Annotated in this window: 18 protein-coding genes; 11 read left to right on the top strand and 7 right to left on the bottom strand. The window is 48.7% G+C overall.

Annotation, left to right across the window (positions count from 1 at the left end; translation table 11 throughout):
- Positions 1-80 precede the first annotated feature (80 nt).
- Positions 81-2,228 (bottom strand): prolyl oligopeptidase family serine peptidase, encoded by a 2,148-nt coding sequence (locus E2I14_RS09560; protein ID WP_319945927.1) that lies wholly within the window; start codon positions 2,226-2,228, stop codon positions 81-83.
- A gap of 381 nt (positions 2,229-2,609) precedes the next feature.
- On the opposite strand from E2I14_RS09560, the gene E2I14_RS09565 reads away from it, so the two are divergent.
- The gene (locus E2I14_RS09565) at positions 2,610-5,039 is read left to right on the top strand and encodes a PepSY domain-containing protein (RefSeq protein ID WP_133327861.1); all 2,430 of its coding nucleotides are present in this window, start codon (positions 2,610-2,612) and stop codon (positions 5,037-5,039) included.
- A 37-nt stretch (positions 5,040-5,076) separates the two neighbouring features.
- Here the strand turns inward: E2I14_RS09565 and E2I14_RS09570 are convergent, their stop codons facing one another.
- Positions 5,077-5,949: a M14 family zinc carboxypeptidase gene (locus E2I14_RS09570; RefSeq protein WP_133327863.1), complete on the bottom strand. Its 873-nt coding sequence runs from the start codon at positions 5,947-5,949 to the stop codon at positions 5,077-5,079.
- Positions 5,950-6,023: 74 nt separating this feature from the next.
- Positions 6,024-7,190 carry a methionine adenosyltransferase gene (gene metK, locus E2I14_RS09575; RefSeq protein WP_133327865.1) on the bottom strand — a complete coding sequence of 389 codons (1,167 nt, stop codon included), beginning with the start codon at positions 7,188-7,190 and terminating at the stop codon, positions 6,024-6,026.
- 295 nt (positions 7,191-7,485) lie between these two features.
- Here metK and E2I14_RS09580 point away from each other — a divergent pair, with 295 nt between their 5' ends.
- The 10 genes from E2I14_RS09580 (at position 7,486) to hslU (ending at position 17,344) form a co-directional block, all read left to right on the top strand.
- A complete protein-coding gene (locus E2I14_RS09580) occupies positions 7,486-8,376 on the top strand; it encodes a lysophospholipid acyltransferase family protein (RefSeq protein ID WP_264757057.1) in 891 nt (296 codons plus the stop codon).
- A 4-nt stretch (positions 8,377-8,380) separates the two neighbouring features.
- On the top strand, positions 8,381-9,250 hold the full coding sequence (locus tag E2I14_RS09585) for an LpxL/LpxP family acyltransferase (protein WP_133327869.1): 870 nt from the start codon (positions 8,381-8,383) through the stop codon (positions 9,248-9,250).
- Between the two features lie 187 nt (positions 9,251-9,437).
- Positions 9,438-10,289, top strand: coding sequence for a diaminopimelate epimerase (gene dapF / locus E2I14_RS09590; protein WP_133327871.1), 852 nt, complete (start codon positions 9,438-9,440; stop codon positions 10,287-10,289).
- Positions 10,290-10,304: 15 nt separating this feature from the next.
- On the top strand, positions 10,305-10,949 hold the full coding sequence (locus E2I14_RS09595; RefSeq protein WP_133327873.1) for a DUF484 family protein: 645 nt from the start codon (positions 10,305-10,307) through the stop codon (positions 10,947-10,949).
- A gap of 11 nt (positions 10,950-10,960) precedes the next feature.
- Positions 10,961-11,893 (top strand): tyrosine recombinase XerC, encoded by a 933-nt coding sequence (gene xerC, locus E2I14_RS09600; RefSeq protein WP_227544687.1) that lies wholly within the window; start codon positions 10,961-10,963, stop codon positions 11,891-11,893.
- Positions 11,894-11,928: 35 nt separating this feature from the next.
- On the top strand, positions 11,929-12,981 hold the full coding sequence (locus tag E2I14_RS09605; protein WP_133327875.1) for a CobW family GTP-binding protein: 1,053 nt from the start codon (positions 11,929-11,931) through the stop codon (positions 12,979-12,981).
- Positions 12,982-13,091: 110 nt separating this feature from the next.
- Complete coding sequence (gene dksA / locus E2I14_RS09610; protein ID WP_165967808.1) at positions 13,092-13,547, top strand: RNA polymerase-binding protein DksA; 456 nt, start codon at positions 13,092-13,094, stop codon at positions 13,545-13,547.
- A 334-nt stretch (positions 13,548-13,881) separates the two neighbouring features.
- Entirely contained in the window at positions 13,882-15,288 is a 1,407-nt protein-coding gene (locus E2I14_RS09615) for a hypothetical protein (protein WP_133327877.1), read from the top strand.
- 172 nt (positions 15,289-15,460) lie between these two features.
- A complete protein-coding gene (gene hslV, locus E2I14_RS09620) occupies positions 15,461-15,997 on the top strand; it encodes an ATP-dependent protease subunit HslV (protein WP_133327879.1) in 537 nt (178 codons plus the stop codon).
- Positions 15,998-16,015: 18 nt separating this feature from the next.
- Positions 16,016-17,344, top strand: a complete 1,329-nt coding sequence (hslU, locus tag E2I14_RS09625) for an ATP-dependent protease ATPase subunit HslU (RefSeq protein WP_319945929.1) — start codon at positions 16,016-16,018, stop codon at positions 17,342-17,344.
- 69 nt (positions 17,345-17,413) lie between these two features.
- Here hslU and E2I14_RS09630 read toward each other — a convergent pair whose 3' ends face one another.
- From E2I14_RS09630 to grxC, 4 genes are all read right to left on the bottom strand, one after another.
- Positions 17,414-18,400: an NAD(P)H-dependent glycerol-3-phosphate dehydrogenase gene (locus tag E2I14_RS09630; RefSeq protein WP_133327881.1), complete on the bottom strand. Its 987-nt coding sequence runs from the start codon at positions 18,398-18,400 to the stop codon at positions 17,414-17,416.
- Between the two features lie 96 nt (positions 18,401-18,496).
- Positions 18,497-18,949 (bottom strand): SH3 domain-containing protein, encoded by a 453-nt coding sequence (locus tag E2I14_RS09635; RefSeq protein ID WP_133327883.1) that lies wholly within the window; start codon positions 18,947-18,949, stop codon positions 18,497-18,499.
- A 165-nt stretch (positions 18,950-19,114) separates the two neighbouring features.
- Positions 19,115-19,606 (bottom strand): protein-export chaperone SecB, encoded by a 492-nt coding sequence (gene secB, locus E2I14_RS09640; RefSeq protein WP_133327885.1) that lies wholly within the window; start codon positions 19,604-19,606, stop codon positions 19,115-19,117.
- Positions 19,607-19,788: 182 nt separating this feature from the next.
- Positions 19,789-20,052 carry a glutaredoxin 3 gene (gene grxC, locus E2I14_RS09645; RefSeq protein WP_133327887.1) on the bottom strand — a complete coding sequence of 88 codons (264 nt, stop codon included), beginning with the start codon at positions 20,050-20,052 and terminating at the stop codon, positions 19,789-19,791.
- Positions 20,053-20,069 lie beyond the last annotated feature (17 nt).

Here is a 20,069-nt window from a genome sequence, read left to right on the forward strand (position 1 = left end):
GAAACAGACGGAAACAAAAAAACGTGCAGTTTGCGCTGCACGTTTCGATGATTTATTACTCATTACGTGGTCAGTTGACCTTATTTTACGGCATCTGAACTTTTTGTTGGTTGCAACATTTCCCACATAAAGGTGTACTGCAACGCATTCATATCTGCCCGTTGCGCGTTGTTGGCCGCGCCGCCGTGACCGCCTTCGGTGTTTTCGTAATAACGCACGTTGGTATGACCTTGGTCTAACATTTTGGCCGCCATTTTACGCGCGTGGCCAGGATGCACGCGGTCGTCGCGCGTCGATGTGATGAACAGCACATTCGGATACGCGACTTCCTTATGCACGTTGTGATAGGGCGAGAATTTACGGATGTAAGCCCACTCTTCTGGCACATCCGGATTACCGTATTCACCTACCCATGACGCACCCGCAAGTAATTTATTAAAGCGCTGCATATCGAGCAATGGCACTTGGCTAATCACCGCATTGAACAACTCAGGATGCTGGGTCAACATCACACCCGCTAACAAGCCGCCATTGCTGCCACCTTGCATACCAAGATGCTTGGCGCTGGTGACTTTGGTATTGATTAAGTCTTGTGCAACGGCGGCGAAATCGTCGTAAGCCACTTGGCGATGTTCTTTCAGCGCGGCTTCATGCCAGGCCGGACCAAACTCGCCACCACCGCGAATATTAGCGACCACATACACGCCGCCTTTATCGAGCCAACCCAATCCAATACCTGCCGAATACGCAGGCGTTAATGAAATTTGAAAACCGCCATAGCCATACAAGAAAGTCGGATTGGATCCATCCAACACCATGTCTTTGCGGTGAATAATGAAATACGGGATCAACACGCCGTCTTTTGATGCCGCTTGTTTTTGCTCAACTTGATAAGGGCTGGCATCGAAGAATGACGGGGCTTTTTTCAACACTTCGCGCTGATCGTTACCGGCTTGCGCGAGCATGTACGTGCTAGGCGTGAGGTAATCGGAATAGCTTAAAAAATACCCATCCGAATGTTCGTCATCGACCGCCGCAATCCCGACGCTGCCAATGGTCGGTAAATTGACTAAGCGCGCTGTCCATTTGCCGTCGGCAAACTTCCATTCGGTCAAACTGCTTTTAACGTTATCCAAGGCTTGCACCAACAAGAAATTTTTGGTCGCAACCGATTCCGCCAACGACGTGCGCTCGGTTGGTTGGAACAAGGTCGTAAAGTGCCGATCGCCTTTTTTAAACGCATCAAAATCAATCGCGATCAAGGAGCCAGAAGGATATTTACCGTCTTTGGTGGCCCAGTCTTCGCGCAGCGTTACCAGCATTTGTGTGCCATAGAAACCGACGCCCGCTTTGCCCGGCACATCGAGTTTTACCAGCTTGCCGTGCTCGATTACGTATTGCTCACTGTGGAAAAAATCGACCCCGCGCTCAGCCAATTCATGCCGCACACCGAGGTGATTGCTGGTGTAGGCAGAAACGCTGATATCGGTCTTTTCGCCCGTCAATAATACGGCCGCTTTCGCGAGCGGTTTGCCGCGCTGCCAAACTTTGACGATGCGTGGGTAGCCCGATTCGGTCAAGCTACCTTTACCAAAATCGGTCGCCACAAATAGACTATTTTTATCGCGCCAGTTCACACTGCTTTTGGCTTCTGGCAAAGTAAAGCCGTTTTTGACAAACTGCTTGCTAGCCAAATCAAACTCACGCACCACGACCGCATCGGCGCCGCCGCGCGACAAATTAATTAAGCAACGATCAAATTCTGGTTCACGGCACACGCTGCCTTTAAATACCCAGTTCTCTTTTTCGGACTTGGCCAAGGCATCCAAATCCAGCACGGTTTCCCACACAGGATTGTCAGTGCGGTATTGCTCTAATGTGGTTCTGCGCCACACACCGCGCTGATGATCGCCGTCCTGCCAGAAGTTGTAATAAAACTCGCCCATTTTATTAATGCCGGGGATTTTATCTTTGGAATCTAACGCGGCTTGGAGCTTAGTGCGCAGGGTAAAAAAATCTGGCTGCTGTTCTAATTCGGCGCGCGTAATCGCATTGCGCTGCTTTACCCAATCCAGGGCTTTTTCATCGGTGACTTGCTCTAGCCATTGATACGGATCGGCTGCCGCCGGTTGAATCGGCGCATTGGTTTGGTCGGCCGATTGCGCGATATGGGCGTTCGTTAGCATGGCAAAAATTAGGCCTAATTTGGCTATGGTGGTTGATTTCAATTGTCGTCCTCGCTGTTGTCGTTATGAATGGTGAGCAATGAAGCTGGATTTGGTGTCGCCGTGATTGAAACTCTGCTTAGCCTAACCGCCTTGTTGGTGAACTTCCTCAAGATGCGCATTCTAACAACATCGTTGCGCCAACCGAATTCACCAATCCAGCGAACGAATCCAATTCACTCAAGCCGCGCATCTGCGTTTCAATCAAGCAATATATTCTAAAGCGTCTGCGCCCGTTGTTTGCTCGTATTTTTGCGGCAATTCCCAAACTTTATCTTGCAATTGCTTCAATAAACATTTGATTTGTAATGCGAATCATTATCATTTACAATAGCGCGCTTCGCTTCTTAATCGCTACGGCAGTACTTTTCCCCGAGTTTTCGCATGTTCAAAAAAATCTTGTTTCAACTGCATTGGTTCCTCGGCATTACCGCCGGTCTCGTGTTGCTCTTAGTTGGCGTCACCGGCGCGATGCTGTCGTTCGACAAACAATTAATGACCCTAATCAATCCGCATGTCATGCGCGTGCAGCAGGTCAATGAACAACGTCTGCCCATGCAAGAGCTGATCGACCGAATCGCTCAGCAAGAACCATTAAAACGCATCGCTGCGATCACCATCGACGCCGATCCAAGTCGCGCCGCGCAAATTGGCTTTGCACTCCCGCCTGAGGCCAAGAGCAAGCGCGGCTTTGATAGCCAATACGTTAATCCCTACACCGGCCAATTGTTAGGCAAGGCGCAGGGTGAAGCGTTTTTCCTCACCGTGATGAAGTTGCATCGCTGGTTGGCGTTAGACGAAGTTGGCAAACAAATCGTGGGCGCTTCGACGGTGACCTTGATTTTTTTCTGCCTCTCCGGCTTATACCTGCGCTGGCCGCGCAAGGTGTTGAGCTGGCGCAGTTGGTTTCACCTGAACTTTAAACGTACTGGTCGCGGATTCTTGTGGGATTTACATTCGGTGATAGGAACGTGGTGTTTGGCGTTCTATTTATTGTCTTCATTGACCGGTTTATATTGGTCGTATGGCTGGTATCGCGACATGCTTTATCAAGTCACGGGCGCGGAAAAACCAGAGCATATGCGCGAGCGTAAAAAGGAACAAAATGGTCCTGCAGTCGCGGAGAACAAATCAAAGCCGAACAAAGAGATCCCCGTCCCACCGAGCAACGCCAATCAAATCTGGGCTAGCTTTATGTCGGTCGGCGCAAACTTTCAAAATGTCAGCTTCCGCTTCCCGGAAAAACCCGGTGGCGATATCACTATCAGTTATCTCAAAAAAGCCGCAGCGCACGATTATGCGACCGACAAATTAAGCATTAACTCCGAATCGGGCGCAATTATTAAGCAAGATAATTACCAAGATCGCAGCGCTGGTCAGCAACTAATGAACAGCATTTTTGCCCTACATAATGGCAGCTATTTTGGTCTGACCGGAATGATCTTGATGATGTTGGCTAGCTTATGTATGCCGTTATTTGCGGTCACTGGCTGGATGTTGTATCTCGATCGGCGCGCCAAAAAACGGGCACTACAGCAAGAGAAAAATCAGCTCAGCAGCAATCCGGTTGCCACGGCAACTAGCCAGCCAATGTTAATCGCGTTTGCCAGCCAAACCGGCTTTGCCGAACAGCTTGCTTGGCGCACAGCAAAATTATTGCAACATGCTGGTCTGCCAATCGCCGTTAAATCGTTGGCCGACATGCAGCATCATCAACTCGCCAATTACAGTCAAGCGTTGTTCGTGGTGAGTACCTTCGGCGATGGCGAAGCACCGGATTCGGCGCGTCATTTTATGAAAGCGTTCGCGCAACAAAATACTTTACGCGAGCTGCGCTTTGGCCTTCTGGCGTTGGGCGATCGTCAATATCAACGCTTTTGCCAATTTGGCCGTCAATTAGAAGATTGGCTGCAAGCGCAAGGCGCAACAACCTTGTTTGAGCGCGTGGAAGTCGATCAACAAGATAAAGCGGCGTTGAATTTATGGCGCTCGCATTTAAGCGTGCTGGCACCAATTACAGGCGAACAATTGATCGAGCCGGACGTATTTCACGAGTGGACCTTACGCTCGCGTGTTTGCGTTAATCCGGATGGCGTCGGGATGCCGATTTATCGTTTGGAATTGACTTCAGAAGAAAAATTACCTTGGGAAGCAGGTGACTTACTGGAAGTGCTGCTGCCCGACGAAAAGACGCGACGCCAATATACGATTGCTTCTTTACCGACCGATAAATCGGCGCAGCTTTTGATACGCCAAGTGCAGTTGACCGAACACAACGAAGCGCGATTAGGAAAAGGTTCTGGTTGGCTGACGCAGTATTTGCCGTTAGGCGCAGAATTCAAAGCACGCATTAAAAACAATCCCGAGTTTCATCTGCCAGCGACAGCCAAGCCGTTAATTTTGATCGGTAACGGCACCGGTATTGCAGGCTTAATGAGTCATTTAAAGCAGCGCATCGCGCAGGGCAATCATTGCAACTGGCTTATTTTTGGCGAGCGCAATTTAGAGCATGATTTCCATTATGGGAATGAGTTAATGGCGTGGAAAAAACAAGGTTGGATTAAGCAATTGGATGCCGTTTTCTCGCGCGATCAAGTCGGCACCAGCTCCAATGAAAAGCATTACGTTCAACATCGATTGCAACAACGCGCACAACAATTAACGGAGTGGGTGGAACAAGGCGCGGCGATTCTCGTGTGTGGCAGCTTGCACGGAATGGCCGGCGAAGTAGATGCGGTATTACGTGGTGCGCTGGGTGAGGAACAGGTCGATCAACTGATTGCTCAGCGACGCTATTTACGCGACGTTTATTAAATCGAGCGCTGAGTAAATAGCACTTTTCGGGTAGGTACTATTTCGCCGCGACTTTGTTTTGCGCTGGCACGCTTTGCTCAACCCAATTCAACATGTCTTGCCAAATCCGCGCAACCTCGGCGTCGCTCGGCATTTGCTGCGAGTTGGGCAATTCAATCGTAACTACCGGAATATCTTTATGCAGCCCGCCGTAATTACCCAACGAACCGGGATAGACGCCAACCCGATTAAACAACAAGCGCCCGAATTTGCTCGGCGGTGTTCCGGCTCCGTCAAAGTCCAACACGCCGAATGGTGCATGCACCGAGATAATCACATCCGGTTGAAATTGTTCGATCTGATTAAATATCCAGCGGCTTTCTGGCTCAGACAAAGCGGCTTTGCCGGGAAAGCGACGCGGATCGCTTTTGGTCTTTTCGCGCCAATATTGCGGCGCTTCTTTATTCCAGTTTGGCGTTGGGAAGTTGCGGTTTAAATCGACGCCGTTGGCGTTCACACGAGTTGGTTTTTGCGCGAGCAATCCATCAGGATTAATGGCGGGAGCGATTTTCCAATGGAATTCATTACCGCCTTGTTTATTTAATTTGTCGATCCATTGAAAGACAATCGCGAACGCGGTTTTTTCGTCGCCATGGATTCCACCAATGAGCAATATTTTGATCGGCGCTTTGTCGCCATTTTTGCTGGTTGCCGTTTTTACGGGATATTCTTTGATTAAAAGGGGGAAGCCCTTTTTAGACTGCGCGCCGCTGGCAACCAACTGGCTGCGCTGACATTGCGCTAAAGTGACTTTGGGCAAACGCTTTACTAATGGCGTGCACCATTGGCTCAAGGTTTCTTTAGATTTATCCGCTTTGGCTGGAGAGGCAAAGGAGGCAGCGCTGGCTGCCAACCCGGAACAAAAAATCACACTTCCAATCAGAACTGCTCTATTAAAACTAGTAACAATGCGCACTGGAGTGTGATTCCTTACATGTTGATGGATTATTTTAAACCGGCTGCGTCGCGCAACAAGGCGGCTTTGTCGGTGCGCTCCCACGAGAACTCAGGTTCTTCGCGACCAAAATGACCGTATGCTGCCGATTTTTGATAGATCGGACGTAATAAATCCAGCATTTGCACAATACCCTTTGGACGCAAATCAAAGAACTGGTGCACCAATTGTGCGATTTTATCATCCGGAATCACGCCTGTGCCTTCTGTGTACACCGTGATGTTAATCGGCTTAGCCACACCGATGGCATAACTAATTTGAATTTGGCATTGACGTGCCAAACCCGCCGCCACGATGTTCTTAGCCACATAACGCGCCGCATATGCCGCCGAACGATCCACCTTGGTGGGATCTTTACCCGAGAACGCACCGCCGCCGTGTGGGCAAGCGCCGCCGTAGGTATCAACGATGATTTTGCGACCAGTCAAACCGCAATCGCCTTGCGGGCCGCCGATCACAAAGCGACCAGTTGGGTTGATTAAGTAGCGGGTGTTTTTGAGCCATTCTTTTGGCACAACTGGATTAATAATGTCTTCAATGGCCGCTTCTTCAATCGCTTTATGCGTCATTTCTGGCGAATGTTGAGTGGACAAAACGATGGTATCAATGGCCACAGGACGACCATCCACATAGCGCAATGTCACTTGCGATTTGGCGTCAGGCCGCAACCAAGGTAGGCGACCATCTTTACGCAATTGCGATTGGCGCTCAACGATGCGGTGCGCGTAGTAAATCGCAGCAGGCATTAATTCAGGCGTTTCGTCGCAAGCATAACCAAACATTAAACCTTGATCGCCCGCGCCTTGATCTAAATCCAGACCACGGCCTTCGTCCACACCTTGAGCGATGTCAGGCGACTGTTTGTCGTAGCACACCATCACGGCGCAGCCTTTATAGTCGATGCCGTATTCGGTGTTGTCGTAACCGATGCGTTTAATCGTATCGCGCGCAACGTTGATGTAATCGACGTTAGCGTGGGTGGTGATTTCGCCCGCCAAAACGACCAAACCAGTATTGCAAAGCGTCTCGGCAGCAACACGAGCGTGGGGGTCTTGGGCTAGAATCGCGTCCAAAATCGCGTCCGAGATTTGATCGGCGACTTTGTCGGGATGGCCTTCTGAAACGGATTCAGAGGTGAAGAGGTAATCATTTGACATCGCAGTTTCCTTTACTTTCTTGCTGATGGTTGACCATGTCGCAGAAAAAATGGAGCCTGCGACGCTTTAGCGGAGATTTATAGACCGCCTCGCAAGTTGTCTGTTAACTCGGCGGTAAGATTCAGTTTCATAACATTCTGCTACGCATCGATTCGCTTACCAATGAGGTAAATCAATCAATGATTTTAGCTTAGTCAAAAATAGGGGATTTACCAGATTTTTTGGCCAATTCGGGGATTGCTACGGCTGAATTTCATGCTATTTTACGCGTCTTGCAATTTTTTTGCATTACACCATTGTTTTCCGAGACCATATGCTGGTTGCTTTATTCCGATTACTGTCATTTTTACCACTGCCAATTTTGCACGCCATTGGTGCGGCCTTAGGTTGGCTGGTCTATCTATGCAGCCCGTCGTATCGCAAGCGGTTAAAGCAAAATATTAGCCAAGCGGGTTTTGCCGAATTCACCCTTAGCTCGGTGCCGGAAGCGGGTAAAAATATCGCCGAACTGCCCTTTATTTGGTGCGCCTCACCGCAGCGCGTGCTAAAAACGGCGCGTATCGAAAACTGGGAAGTCGCTCAACAAATGTTGGATGCCAAAACCGGCGTGATTTTTTTAACCCCGCACCTAGGTTGCTTTGAAATTATCGCCCAAGCGATTGCCGTCAAAACGCCCCTCACCGCTTTGTACCGCCCACCGCGCAAGCAAGCCTTGCAGCCACTCATGGAAGATGCACGCGGACGGACTAATTTATTGCTAGCGCCTGCCAATCTATCTGGTGTGCGCAGCATGTTAAAGGCTCTAAAGAGTGGTGCAGCAGTCGGCTTATTGCCCGACCAAGTCCCGCAAGAAGGTGAAGGCGTTTGGGCCAATTTTTTCGGTCGTCCGGCCTACACCATGACGCTGTCATCCAAATTGCACACCATGACCAATGCGCCCATTATGCTGACCTATGCGGAACGCTTATCCTGGGGGCGCGGATTTCTGATTCGGTTTGTGCCATTTTCTAGTTTGGTCAGCGAAGAAATTGCTGGCACTCCGACCGAGCAAGCCAGCCAGATAAATCTAGCGATGGAAAAACTGATCGCGCATTGTCCCGCGCAGTATTTCTGGAGCTACAACCGCTACAAAGTACCGCCCAACGTTGCGCCGCCAACCTCACATTCTGACAATAAGACCAATTAAAATCATGCAAATATTATTAGGCTTCATGTGGCTTCTGCATTTTTTACCGCTACCGATTTTAGGGCGCTTTGGCGAAATCATCGGCACCATTTTCTATTACATCCTACCCTCGCGGCGTCACATCACCTTAACCAATCTGCGCCTGTGCTTCCCAGAAAAATCGGAAGCCGAACGCAAAACTATCGCCAAACAACATTTCCGCGCATACGCTCGCAGCGTGTTTGAGCGCAGTATTTTGTGGTGGAGTTCGGAAGAGCGCGTGCGCAAATTGATCCATGTCGAACCCGCCGTTCCCAAAGAGATGATCGCCGCTGGGCCAGTGATTTTGTTGTGCCCGCATTTCGTTAGTTTGGATGTTGCCGGAATTGGCTTGGTACTCGAAACGCCGATTTGCTCGATTTATGCACCGCAGAAAAACAAAGTGTTTGATGAAGCCTTAAAAAATGGTCGTAATCGTTTTGGCTTAGTGCGTTTATTATCCCGCGCTGAGGGCGTCAAGCCTATCATTCGTGCGATGCGCGAGGGGTATGGATTTTTAATGTTGCCGGACATGGATTTCGGCATCAAAGACGCTGAATTCGTGCCATTTTTTGGTGTGCCTGCTGCCACCCTAACCGCACCAGCCCGCATCTCAGCGGCCACCAATGCCAAGGTGGTTCCGGTGATCGCCACCATGCTGCCGAACTATCAGGGTTGGCGCGTTAGCGTGCATCCCGCTTGGGAAAACTATCCTGGCAAAGACATCGTTGCTGCCACGCGCTTTATGAATGAATTCTTGGAGGAGCAAATCCGCTTAACCCCGGCGGAATACTTCTGGTCACACCGCCGCTTTAAAACGCGCCCCGAAGGCGAAGCGGATTTATATCGCCAATAATCCCAACCGCACTGCATCATCCACAGCGAAGTATTACCTAAAAAATAATAATCGCTAGGCCAAGTTATCTTTTTAGCCAACAAATTTATACTAAATTGCTACTAAAGACAGAGCCGCCTATAATCCAATTTACTTTCCGGCAAAAGCTGTTCTAACAATCGTCCACCAACTTGAAAATGAACACAGCATGAAAATAAAATTCACAAAAATGCATGGCGCTGGAAACGACTTTTTAGTATTTGATGGCATTCATCAAGCAATCAATTTCACCCCAGAACAATGGAAAAAATTGGCTGACCGCCGCTTTGGCGTTGGTGCAGACCAAATGCTGGTGGTAGAACGCTCTGAAATCGACGGCGTCGATTTTCGCTATCGCATCTACAATTCGGACGGCGGCGAAGTCGAACATTGCGGCAACGGTGCACGCGCTTTCGTCAAATTTGTGCACGAAAAAAAGCTCATTAAAAAAACCCGCATTCGGGTCGAAATCATGAAGGGCATTATCGAGCTAAACCTTGAGGCCAATGGGCTCATCACGGTAGCGATGGATTCGCCTGAATTTGAGCCAGCCAACGTCCCATTTGATAGCAGCGATCTGAAACCTAAAACCGAAGGTCAAGCGCAACTTTGGCCGCTAGAGATCAACAAAAAGAAAACCTTGTTTGGCGTGGTCTCGATGGGCAATCCTCATGCGGTGCAAATCGTCGCCGATGTTGATGCCGCGCCGGTTGAAATCGATGGCCCAGTGATTGAAAATCATCCGCGCTTTCCCCAGCGCGTCAACGCCGGCTTTATGCAAATCATTGATGCGCACCATATTAAGTTGCGCGTGTTTGAACGCGGTGCTGGCGAAACCTTAGCCTGCGGAACTGGCGCTTGCGCGGCAGTCGTATCGGGCATTCTGCGCGAAAAATTAATCTCACCTGTCACGGTGACCGCGCGCGGCGGCGAGCTGCTGATCCGCTGGGATGGCGTCGGGCACGAGGTATTTTTAACCGGCCCAGCGGTGACAGTGTTTGAAGGCGAATTTCATATTTAACCAAGGACTGAATTCATGGATCACAACGAAGTTGCGCAGTATCTGGCCGACAATCCACATTTTTTTGAAGAGCACGCTGAGCTGTTAGGTACGATTAAACTAACCAGCCCATTGCTTGGTCGGGCAGTGTCTTTGCAAGAACGCCAAATGGAAGTGGTGCGCGATAAATACCGCCAACTGGAATTGCGCTTATCGGATTTGCTGCGCTTGGCGCAAGAAAATGATCACGCCATCACTAAGTTTCAACGCTGGACCAATTCGCTTTTGTTAGCGCGTAATGATGTGGACTTGCCGCATTTATTGTGCACCAATTTGCAGGATATTTTTGCGCTACCGCACGCGACTTTGCGCTTGTGGGATGTTGCCGATGAATACAATCACACTTGGTTTGCTAGCCCGACAAGCGACGCGATTAAATTGTTTGCGCGCAGCTTGAAGGCACCATTTTGCGGCACGAATAACGACTTCGAAGCGGCGACTTGGATTGATGCGCCGATCGCCTCGATCGCGATGTTGCCATTGCGAGTAGAGAATGACGTGGTTGGTTTATTGGTGTTCGGTTCGCCAGAAAAAGAGCGCTTCACCAGCAATATGGCGACCGACTTTTTAGCCCAATTGGGCGAAACCGCCAGCGCCGCATTAACCTGCTTAATTAAGTAACGCAGGCTATCGTGGAAACCGCGCCGATTCTTAATCCGGATTGCCAGGGTTTCCTCGATCATCTGGCCAATATTCGCCATTATTCGCCGCACACCATCAGCAGTTACCGCATGGACTTGATGAGCTTATCAACGCTGCTGGCAACTCAGCAGCCTAGTCAAATCACTGCACTGCAAATTCGCAAACTCACCAGCCAGTTACACAGCCAACAGTTATCGGCGCGCTCAATTGCGCGTCATTTATCGTGCTGGCGGGGTTTCTTTGCGTGGTATTCCAATCGCTACGGATGCGATCACAATCCGGTCATGGGTATCAAAGCACCTAAGCGTGAAAAGAGCTTACCTAAAGCCTTGTCGGTGGATGAAGCGGTGCATTTGGTCGAGCACAATCTGGGCAGCAGCGCTAATCAAGCGGCCGACCATGCGATGTTTGAATTGTTATATTCCAGCGGTCTGCGGGTTTCCGAATTGGTCAGTCTTGATGTCGGGTATTGCCGCGAGCCACAGTACACTTCGGTAAGCTGGATTGATCTAAATGAAAAGATGGTGCATGTCACGGGTAAAGGCAATAAAACCCGCGAAGTGCCGATTGGCGGCGCGGCGATTACCGCGATTGAGCATTGGTTAGCGCAGCGATCGACATTGGTCAAAACCGATAAAAACGCGCTGTTTTTAACAAGTCGTGGAACGCGCATTTCTCCACGCTTAGTGCAATTGCGGCTTAAAGCGCACGCCCAGCAAATTGGTATCAAGAGTAATGTCCATCCGCATGTTTTACGCCATTCGTTTGCCTCGCACGTATTGCAATCGTCCGGCGATTTGCGTGCGGTACAAGAACTTTTAGGCCACGCTTCGCTCGCATCCACGCAAGTCTATACCGCGCTCGACTTTCAACATTTATCCCAAATTTACGATGCGGCACATCCACGCGCCAAAGCAAAGTAATCCTCACTATTATTTCATTCTGAATCAAGATAATTATGGCACTCACTCCTAGCACCATCCTGACCGGCTTTTTAGGCGCGGGCAAAACAACGTTATTAAATCGCATTTTGCACGAAGACCACGGCTTTAAAATCGCCGTGATTGAGAATGAATTTGGCGAAGAAAATATCGACAACGAGATCTTGCATCGCGACACCAATGAGCAAATCGTTGAAATGAATAACGGCTGCATTTGCTGCACCGTGCGCGGTGATTTAATCGTGGCGCTAACCAATCTAGCGGCCAAGCGCGACGCAGGTGAAATCAGTTTTGATCATTTAATTATCGAAACCACAGGCCTAGCCAATCCCGGCCCGGTGGCGCAAACGTTTTTTGTAGACGATCAAGTCGCAACACATTTTATGCTGGACGCGATCATCACCGTGGTCGATGCAAAACACGGCATGCAGCAACTCGATCAACATCAAGAGGCGCAGCGTCAAGTTGGCTTTGCTGACAAAATTTTTATCAGTAAATCCGATTTAGTGGGTGCCCAGCAAGTGCAAGAATTAACCGCGCGGCTAAAGCGTATGAATCCGCGCGCACCAATTAGCACGGCCCACTTCGGCGAAGTCGCCATTGCCGATGTGTTGGATCTGCGTGGTTTTAATCTGAACGAGAAACTCGAGATTGACGCCGATTTCCTCAAAGACGAATCGCACGATCATCAGCACGACGAACATTGCGCGCACGATGATCACACCCATTGCGGCCACGATCATGGACACGATCACCACGCACATCAGCATTTAGACGATATCTCATCGTTTGTCTTCAAAAGCCAACGTCCATTTAATACCGCATTGCTGGATGAATTCTTAAACGAAATCATTAACAATTTTGGGCCGCAGATGCTGCGTTATAAAGGGATTTTGTACATGCAGGGCGCGGACCGCAAAGTTGTTTTCCAAGGTGTGCATCAAATTATGGGTAGCGATGTTGGCCGAGCTTGGGAAAATGATGAAATAAAGGAAAGTAAAATTGTCTTCATAGGCAATAATCTACCAAAAGCTATTTTTATTAGCGGTTTGGAGCAATGTCTGGTATAAACTAGCGGATTGCTGATTTTGAGGTTTTTTTCACAAAATCAGCCGGGTGGTACGGTCAACAAAACGTGACTGTTCTTATATCAATATCTGTCGTATCGAGAGTATGCGAAGTGGCAACTAAAACTACCAAAACAAGTGCAGCAAGCAATAAACAAGTAGCCCTACTCACTGAGGAAGAAATTCTTAAGATGGGTGAGAAGGATTATATGAACGAAGCCCAGTTGGCTTTTTTTAAAGCGCGTTTGCAACAGTTAGAAAAAGATCTGCTGAAAAATGCTGATGAGACGACTGAACACTTGCGTGAAACCGTCTTAGTACCTGACCCAGCAGATCGTGCAACGATTGAAGAAGAACACGCTTTAGAACTGCGCACTCGTGATCGCGAACGCAAATTGCTCAAAAAAGTACAGCAATCTATCGCCCTAATTGATGCGGGTGAATACGGCTGGTGCGAAGAAACTGGCGAACCAATTGGTGTGGCGCGGTTATTAGCGCGTCCAACGGCGAATTTATCGTTAGAAGCTCAACAACGGCGCGAATTAAAGCAAAAGTTATATGGTGATTGATCTCTGTGGACTTTAGTCACAACTTAAAAACAGGTAGCTCGCTTCAATAGCAGCTACCTGTTTTTACATCTTGAGATCGAATTTACACTGTTCGTTATTGGGGAAAATTTGTTAAATTTCATTTATAAAATCACCAAATAATGTATTATTGTTGAGCAAAATTCGCGGTATTTTATTTGGTCTCACATTCCAAACAACGTTTCTTTCGCAAAATGTTAATCGATTAGGCTGTATGGTTTCTACGTTAGATCGAATATACTTATTTTCTTTTAGCAATACTTCGGTTAATCGGTACAACTTTCTCGTTCACACTTAATCGCACAGGGATCTGGCAGTGATTTTTTCGATTTTCGGTAAAAAAAATGGTGCAAAAAAAGCTACTTCAGCCGAGAACACGTCGGCCAAAGATAGCTTATTGACCACGACCGGATTAACCGATAACACGAGCGAAGAGTTCGCCAACTCAATCATGGCGCAACGCCATAAAGCACGCGCCACCGAGCGTAAAATCGACGCGATCGAATACGAAATGTCACGCGACATTGTTAAAAGAAAAGGCGAGCCGCAGCCCGAATACATCCCGCAGCAGCCTAACGCCAATACCGATTTATTCGACGTCGATCATCCCTTAGACGTTAAAAGGCATCCGGACGACGATCATTTCGAGACGACCATGCCATTAATGGGCGCAGCAACCGAGTATCTGCTTGGTGCCAATACCGAAGGGATGAACAAACATCACGGCGCGATAGAAAATATTCCTGCCTTAGAGGAAGCCGCTATTTTGTTCGCCAGCGAGCAAATCGAAGCGACTGAAATCATCCTCAAAAATTTGATCGAAAACGAAAATTACAACGCGCTCAATCCTACCGCGTGGTTGATGTTATTCGACCTTTATCAAATCACGAACGAGCAAACTAAATTCGAGCAATTAAGCTTGGATTACGTCAGCAAGCTTGAAATCTCTGCGCCGATTTGGGTCACGCCGCAAGCGCAAAGCGCGCCCAAAGTCGAAAAAGGCTTTGTGCCTGGCGTTTCGTTTTCAGGCAAGCTCAACGACCAAATCGGCAAACAAGTTGATAAATTAATTGGACTAGCCAAGCAAAGCCAGCAACTGCGCCTAGAGTTTGTGCGTATCACCGAAGTCAGCGCCGAGGGCTGCGAGTTGCTGCTAAAAGGCTTTCAAGCCTTGAAGAAAGCCAAGCAAGAATTGACCGTCGTTGGCGCCGCTGATTTGATTAAATATGTGCGCTCATTAATCGCTGTTGGTCGGCGCGATGCCAGCGAAGCGCCTTGGTTGCTCTTATTAGAGTTACTTCAATTGGTCAATGACGAAGCCGGTTTTGAAGAGGCCAGCATCGATTACTGCATTACCTACGAAGTTTCACCGCCGTCTTTCGAAGCACCCAAAAACAAATCAACCGCACCCTCGGTTGGCATCTCGATTGAATTCGTCGAAGCCGAGCGCTTTGCCCTACCGAAAATCATCGCTGGTAATACCGATGAATTAATCGGCAATATCGCCGCTTTCGCCAAAGAGCACCATTCTGTTCAACTCGATTGTTCGCAGTTAGATCGGATCGATTTTAGTTCTTGTGGCAGCCTGCTCACCGGGCTGATTCCGATTTCGAAACAGCTCAATGTGTCGATCGAATTCCACGAAGCCAATCATTTGGTGATTGCGCTATTAAACGCGATGGGCTTTAAAAACGTCGCCATCATATTCCCGCGCAAGCGTTAATTTCTCGTCAAGTAGCTCAATTCGTACCACCGCAAGCAAGCGCATCGAAGTTGAAATTTGCTTGTAATTTCCAATTCTTGCCCCAAACTCCAGCCTATCGTTTGCAAATCAATTCATTCTGCTGAGTAAGCATATGAATTAATTTTCAACATTCTTCAACATAAAGGCAGGTATGGAACAATTTCACGGCACAACTATTTTGTCCGTCCGGCGCGGCAACAGCGTCGCCCTCGGCGGTGACGGACAAGTCACTCTAGGTAATATCGTCATGAAGGGCACCGCACGCAAAGTGCGTAAGCTGTACCACGGCAAAGTGCTCGCAGGCTTTGCTGGCGGAACAGCCGATGCATTTACCTTAATCGAACGCTTTGAAGCAAAATTAGAAAAACACCAAGGCCATCTCATGCGCGCTTCAGTTGAGCTCGCCAAAGACTGGCGTACCGACCGCATGTTGCGTCGCTTAGAGGCGATGTTGCTGGTCGCTGATCGTGAAACGACCTTAGTCATTACCGGCAACGGCGACGTGCTGGAACCCGAAGATGGCATCGGCGCGATTGGTTCGGGCGGCACTTTTGCTCAATCCGCGGCCAAAGCCTTGCAAGAAAACACCGAATTAACACCGGTCGACATCGTTAAAAAATCACTCACTATCGCTGGTGAATTGTGCATCTACACCAATTTGTCGCACACCATCGAAACATTGGACTAATCCAACATGAATAATTTAATTAGCATGACTCCCCAAGAAATCGTCTCGGAATTGGACAAGCACGTTGTCGGTCAAAACAAGGCCAAACGCGCTGTGGCAATCGCCCTACGCAACCGCTGGCGACGTCAGCAAGTGGCCGAACCACTACGCAACGAAATCACGCCCAAAAATATTTTAATGATCGGACCAACAGGCGTTGGTAAAACCGAGATCGCACGTCGCTTGGCTAAATTAGCCGACGCGCCATTTATCAAAATCGAAGCAACCAAATTTACCGAAGTCGGCTACGTTGGACGCGATGTGGATACGATTATTCGTGATTTGATTGAAATCGGCGTAAAGCAAACTCGCGCCTCTGAAATCAAAAAAGTCCGCGTGCGCGCCGAAGACGCGGCCGAAGATCGTATCCTCGATATTCTGTTACCGCCAGCACGCGATTTTGGCTTAAATCCAAGTGAGCCCGCGCCAGACAACAGCACACGCCAAACGCTGCGTAAGCGCCTGCGCGAAGGTTTGATGAACGACAAAGAGATCGAAATCGATGTCGCCGAGAACGCACCACAATTAGAAATTATGGCGCCGCCCGGCATGGAGGAAATGACCGAGCAGATTAAGACGATGTTTTCTGGTGCCAATAGCGCGCGCAAAAAACCACGCAAATTATTGATTCCTGAAGCGCTGAAATTATTGACCGATGAAGAAGCGGCAAAGTTACTCAACGAAGACGATATTAAGAAAAATGCGATTCAAAGCGTCGAGCAAAACGGCATCGTGTTTTTGGATGAAATCGACAAAATCGCTAGCCGCTCGGAGTCGGGCGGGGCCGAAGTTTCGCGCGCGGGTGTGCAACGTGATTTGCTGCCATTAGTCGAAGGCACCACCGTCAACACCAAATACGGCATGATCAAAACCGATCATATTTTATTCATCGCATCGGGCGCATTCCATTTAGCCAAGCCATCGGATTTAATCCCTGAACTACAAGGTCGTTTCCCGATTCGGGTTGAATTGGAATCGTTATCGGTAGCCGACTTTGAACAGATTTTAACTAGCACCGACGCTTGCCTGACCAAGCAATATCAAGCGCTGTTAGAGACGGAAGATGTGAAGATTAATTTCGCACAAAGCGGTATCAAAAAGTTGGCCGAAATCGCTTACTCAGTGAACGAAACCACCGAAAATATCGGCGCTCGTCGCCTGTACACCGTGATGGAAAAACTGCTGGAAGAAATCTCGTTTAACGCCAATAGCGGCAACGGCGAAGTCATTGAAATCAATGGCGACTATGTGCAAGAACGCTTAGGCGCGCTGTCTGTGGACGAGGATTTATCGCGCTACGTGTTGTAAATTAGGCCAAAATAAAAAACGGATCCTACTTCAAAATGGGATCCGTTTTTTTATGTTTTTTTGACTACCTTAATTTAGCTCGGCTTTGGAATCCCGCGCTAGCAGTCGTTTCACCATCTCGGCAGTGCTATCACCGTCAAACAACACACCGGCCACCGCATTGGTAATTGGCATATCCACGTTCAATTGGCGACTTAATTGCTGCACCGCTTGCGCGCATCGAACGCCTTCGGCCACGTGTCCTAACTCTTGCACAATTTGCGCTAAGGGCTTACCTTGCGCCAGACCCAAACCCACGCGGCGGTTACGCGACAAATCGCCGGTGCAGGTCAAAATCAAATCGCCCATTCCGGTCAAGCCCATGAATGTTTCCATGTGCCCACCGAGCGCCTGACCGAGCCGTGTAATTTCAGCCAAGCCGCGGGTAATCAACGCAGCACGAGCATTCAAGCCCAAACCTAATCCGTCCGCCACGCCAGTTGCAATGGCCATGATGTTTTTAACCGCGCCACCGACTTCGACACCGATCACATCATCGCTGGAATAGACCCGCAGCGCCGGCCCATGCAAGGCGCTCACAACGAGTTCCGCCAATTCTGGGAAGTGCGACGCAATCGTCAAAGCGCATGGTTGGCCTTTAGCGACTTCCTGTGCAAAAGAGGGGCCAGACAAAACGCCACAAGGAATTGATAAGCCTAATTCTTGCTGCACCACTTGGTGCGGTAACAAAAAGCTGCCCTCTTCCAAACCTTTGCATAACCAAACCAAATTCGGAATGGAATAAGCGCGCAAAGTTTGAGATAGCGGACGCAAACCCGCGACCGACGAACCAATAATCAATAAGCTCTGTGGTTGTTGAACATGCGCGATTGCGTGATCCAGATCGGTGCTGAGAACAAGTTCGGGTGGGAGGTTAAATCCTTGGTGCTGGCGGGTTTGCTCTGCTTGAGCGATCGCATCGCTGTTTCGGCCCCACAGCACAACCTGATGGCGCGCTGCCAGTGAGATTGCTAATGCACTTCCCCAAGAACCTGCGCCAAGTATGGTGATATTCATGATGTTTTAAATAAGCGCATCACGCCCAAAATGGCGCAAAGTGCAGAAATTAGTAATGAGTAGTGAATTTGATCTTTGATGCGAGTTCATTACGAACTACACACCCCAAATATCACTGACTTTGACGTAGCCGATCGAACCGTCGGCGTGCTTAACTTTTGCCCACGTTGTGCTAACTGGTTCGACCAATTCAAGCAACACGCCCTTGTCGGCAGAAAACACGACCTCAGCAGAATCATCTGGATTAGCGCGAATTTTTGCATTTAAATTGCGTACCAAGATGTTTTTACGCTCGACTAATTGCTTGGTTTCGATCCAAGACAAGTCGCCAGCAAAGTCGCGCACCTTGGACCACAGGCCGTAATTAATCACGACCTCAACCGGCATACCGCGTGGCGCGACGTAGAGCTTTTGACCGCGGGACGACGGCGCGTCGTACATCACAACGGCGGTTGGGCCAACATTCTTAAACTCAACAGCAAGCGCAGCTCCAGCTTGCAAGCATGCGGCCAGCGCTACTAAAAGAACCAAGCGAGTTTGAGTTTTCATACCAGCTCCCTGCGATTTGTGATGGATAACGATGGCGTTTAGTGAAGTCGAATTCTACTAAATACCTTAGCGGTGATCGGGCGCACTCAGGCGCATTTAGCATTACGCCGAATAATCACGGTGGACTATTCGGCGTAAGTAAAACCAATTTCTACTAATTAAGAATTAATGCGTAGTTGGCTGAGTTTCCTCTGGAACTGCTGCGGTTGCCGCAGCTTGTTCAGCCGCAGCGGCTTGCAAACGTTGCTGGAAGAATACTTCGAAGTTGATTTCGGCCAAATGAATTGGAGGGAAACCAGCGCGAGTAATAGCGTCAGCAATATTTGAACGTAAATATGGATAAACAATATTTGGGCAACCGATACCAAGCAATGGTGCTAATTGGTTTTCAGGAATATTGCGTGCTTCAAAAATACCCGCTTGTTTGCCTTCAACTAAGAACGCTACTTTATCTTTGATTTTTGCTGTAACAGTCACTGTCACAGTCGATTCGTAGATACCATCGGTCAATGGTTGTGCTGCAACGTCAACAGCAACTTCAATTGCTGGGGCTTCTTGTTCTAAGAAGATCGCAGGCGAATTTGGTTGTTCTAAGGACAAATCCTTGAGGTAGACGCGTTGGATTTGGAATACTGGCTGCAAATTTTCTTCAGACATGAAACACTTTCTATAAATTAGTATGGAAACTGCCGGAACGACTCAGAGCAGTGGTAAAAATTAAGATTAGCGACAACACTAAAACTTCTAACCTATCAAATCTCAATAGCGCTTCGTAACTGAGGACATCTATCTACTTATCAAGATCTTGCTTTGTATTAAGTTACTGATCTAACGCATTATCACGCAGGATGAAGCAATTCGTCCAGTTTTCCGCTTCTATCAAGTACCGATAAGTCATCAAAACCACCCACGTGCGTGTCGCCAATGTAAATCTGAGGAACGGTACGACGACCAGTTTGCTGCATCATTAAGTCGCGCTGCGCCGGGTCTAAATCAATGCGGATCTTTTCGATCTGCTCGACACCTTTCGAGTGCAATAAACGCTCGGCCATAATGCAATAAGGGCAAACACCGGTGCTGTACATCTTTACATTCACGCTCATCTTACTACTCCACGTTG

Origin of the sequence: Sapientia aquatica, from assembly GCF_004358105.1 — a bacterium.
GTDB lineage: Bacteria > Pseudomonadota > Gammaproteobacteria > Burkholderiales > Burkholderiaceae_D > Solimicrobium > Solimicrobium aquaticum.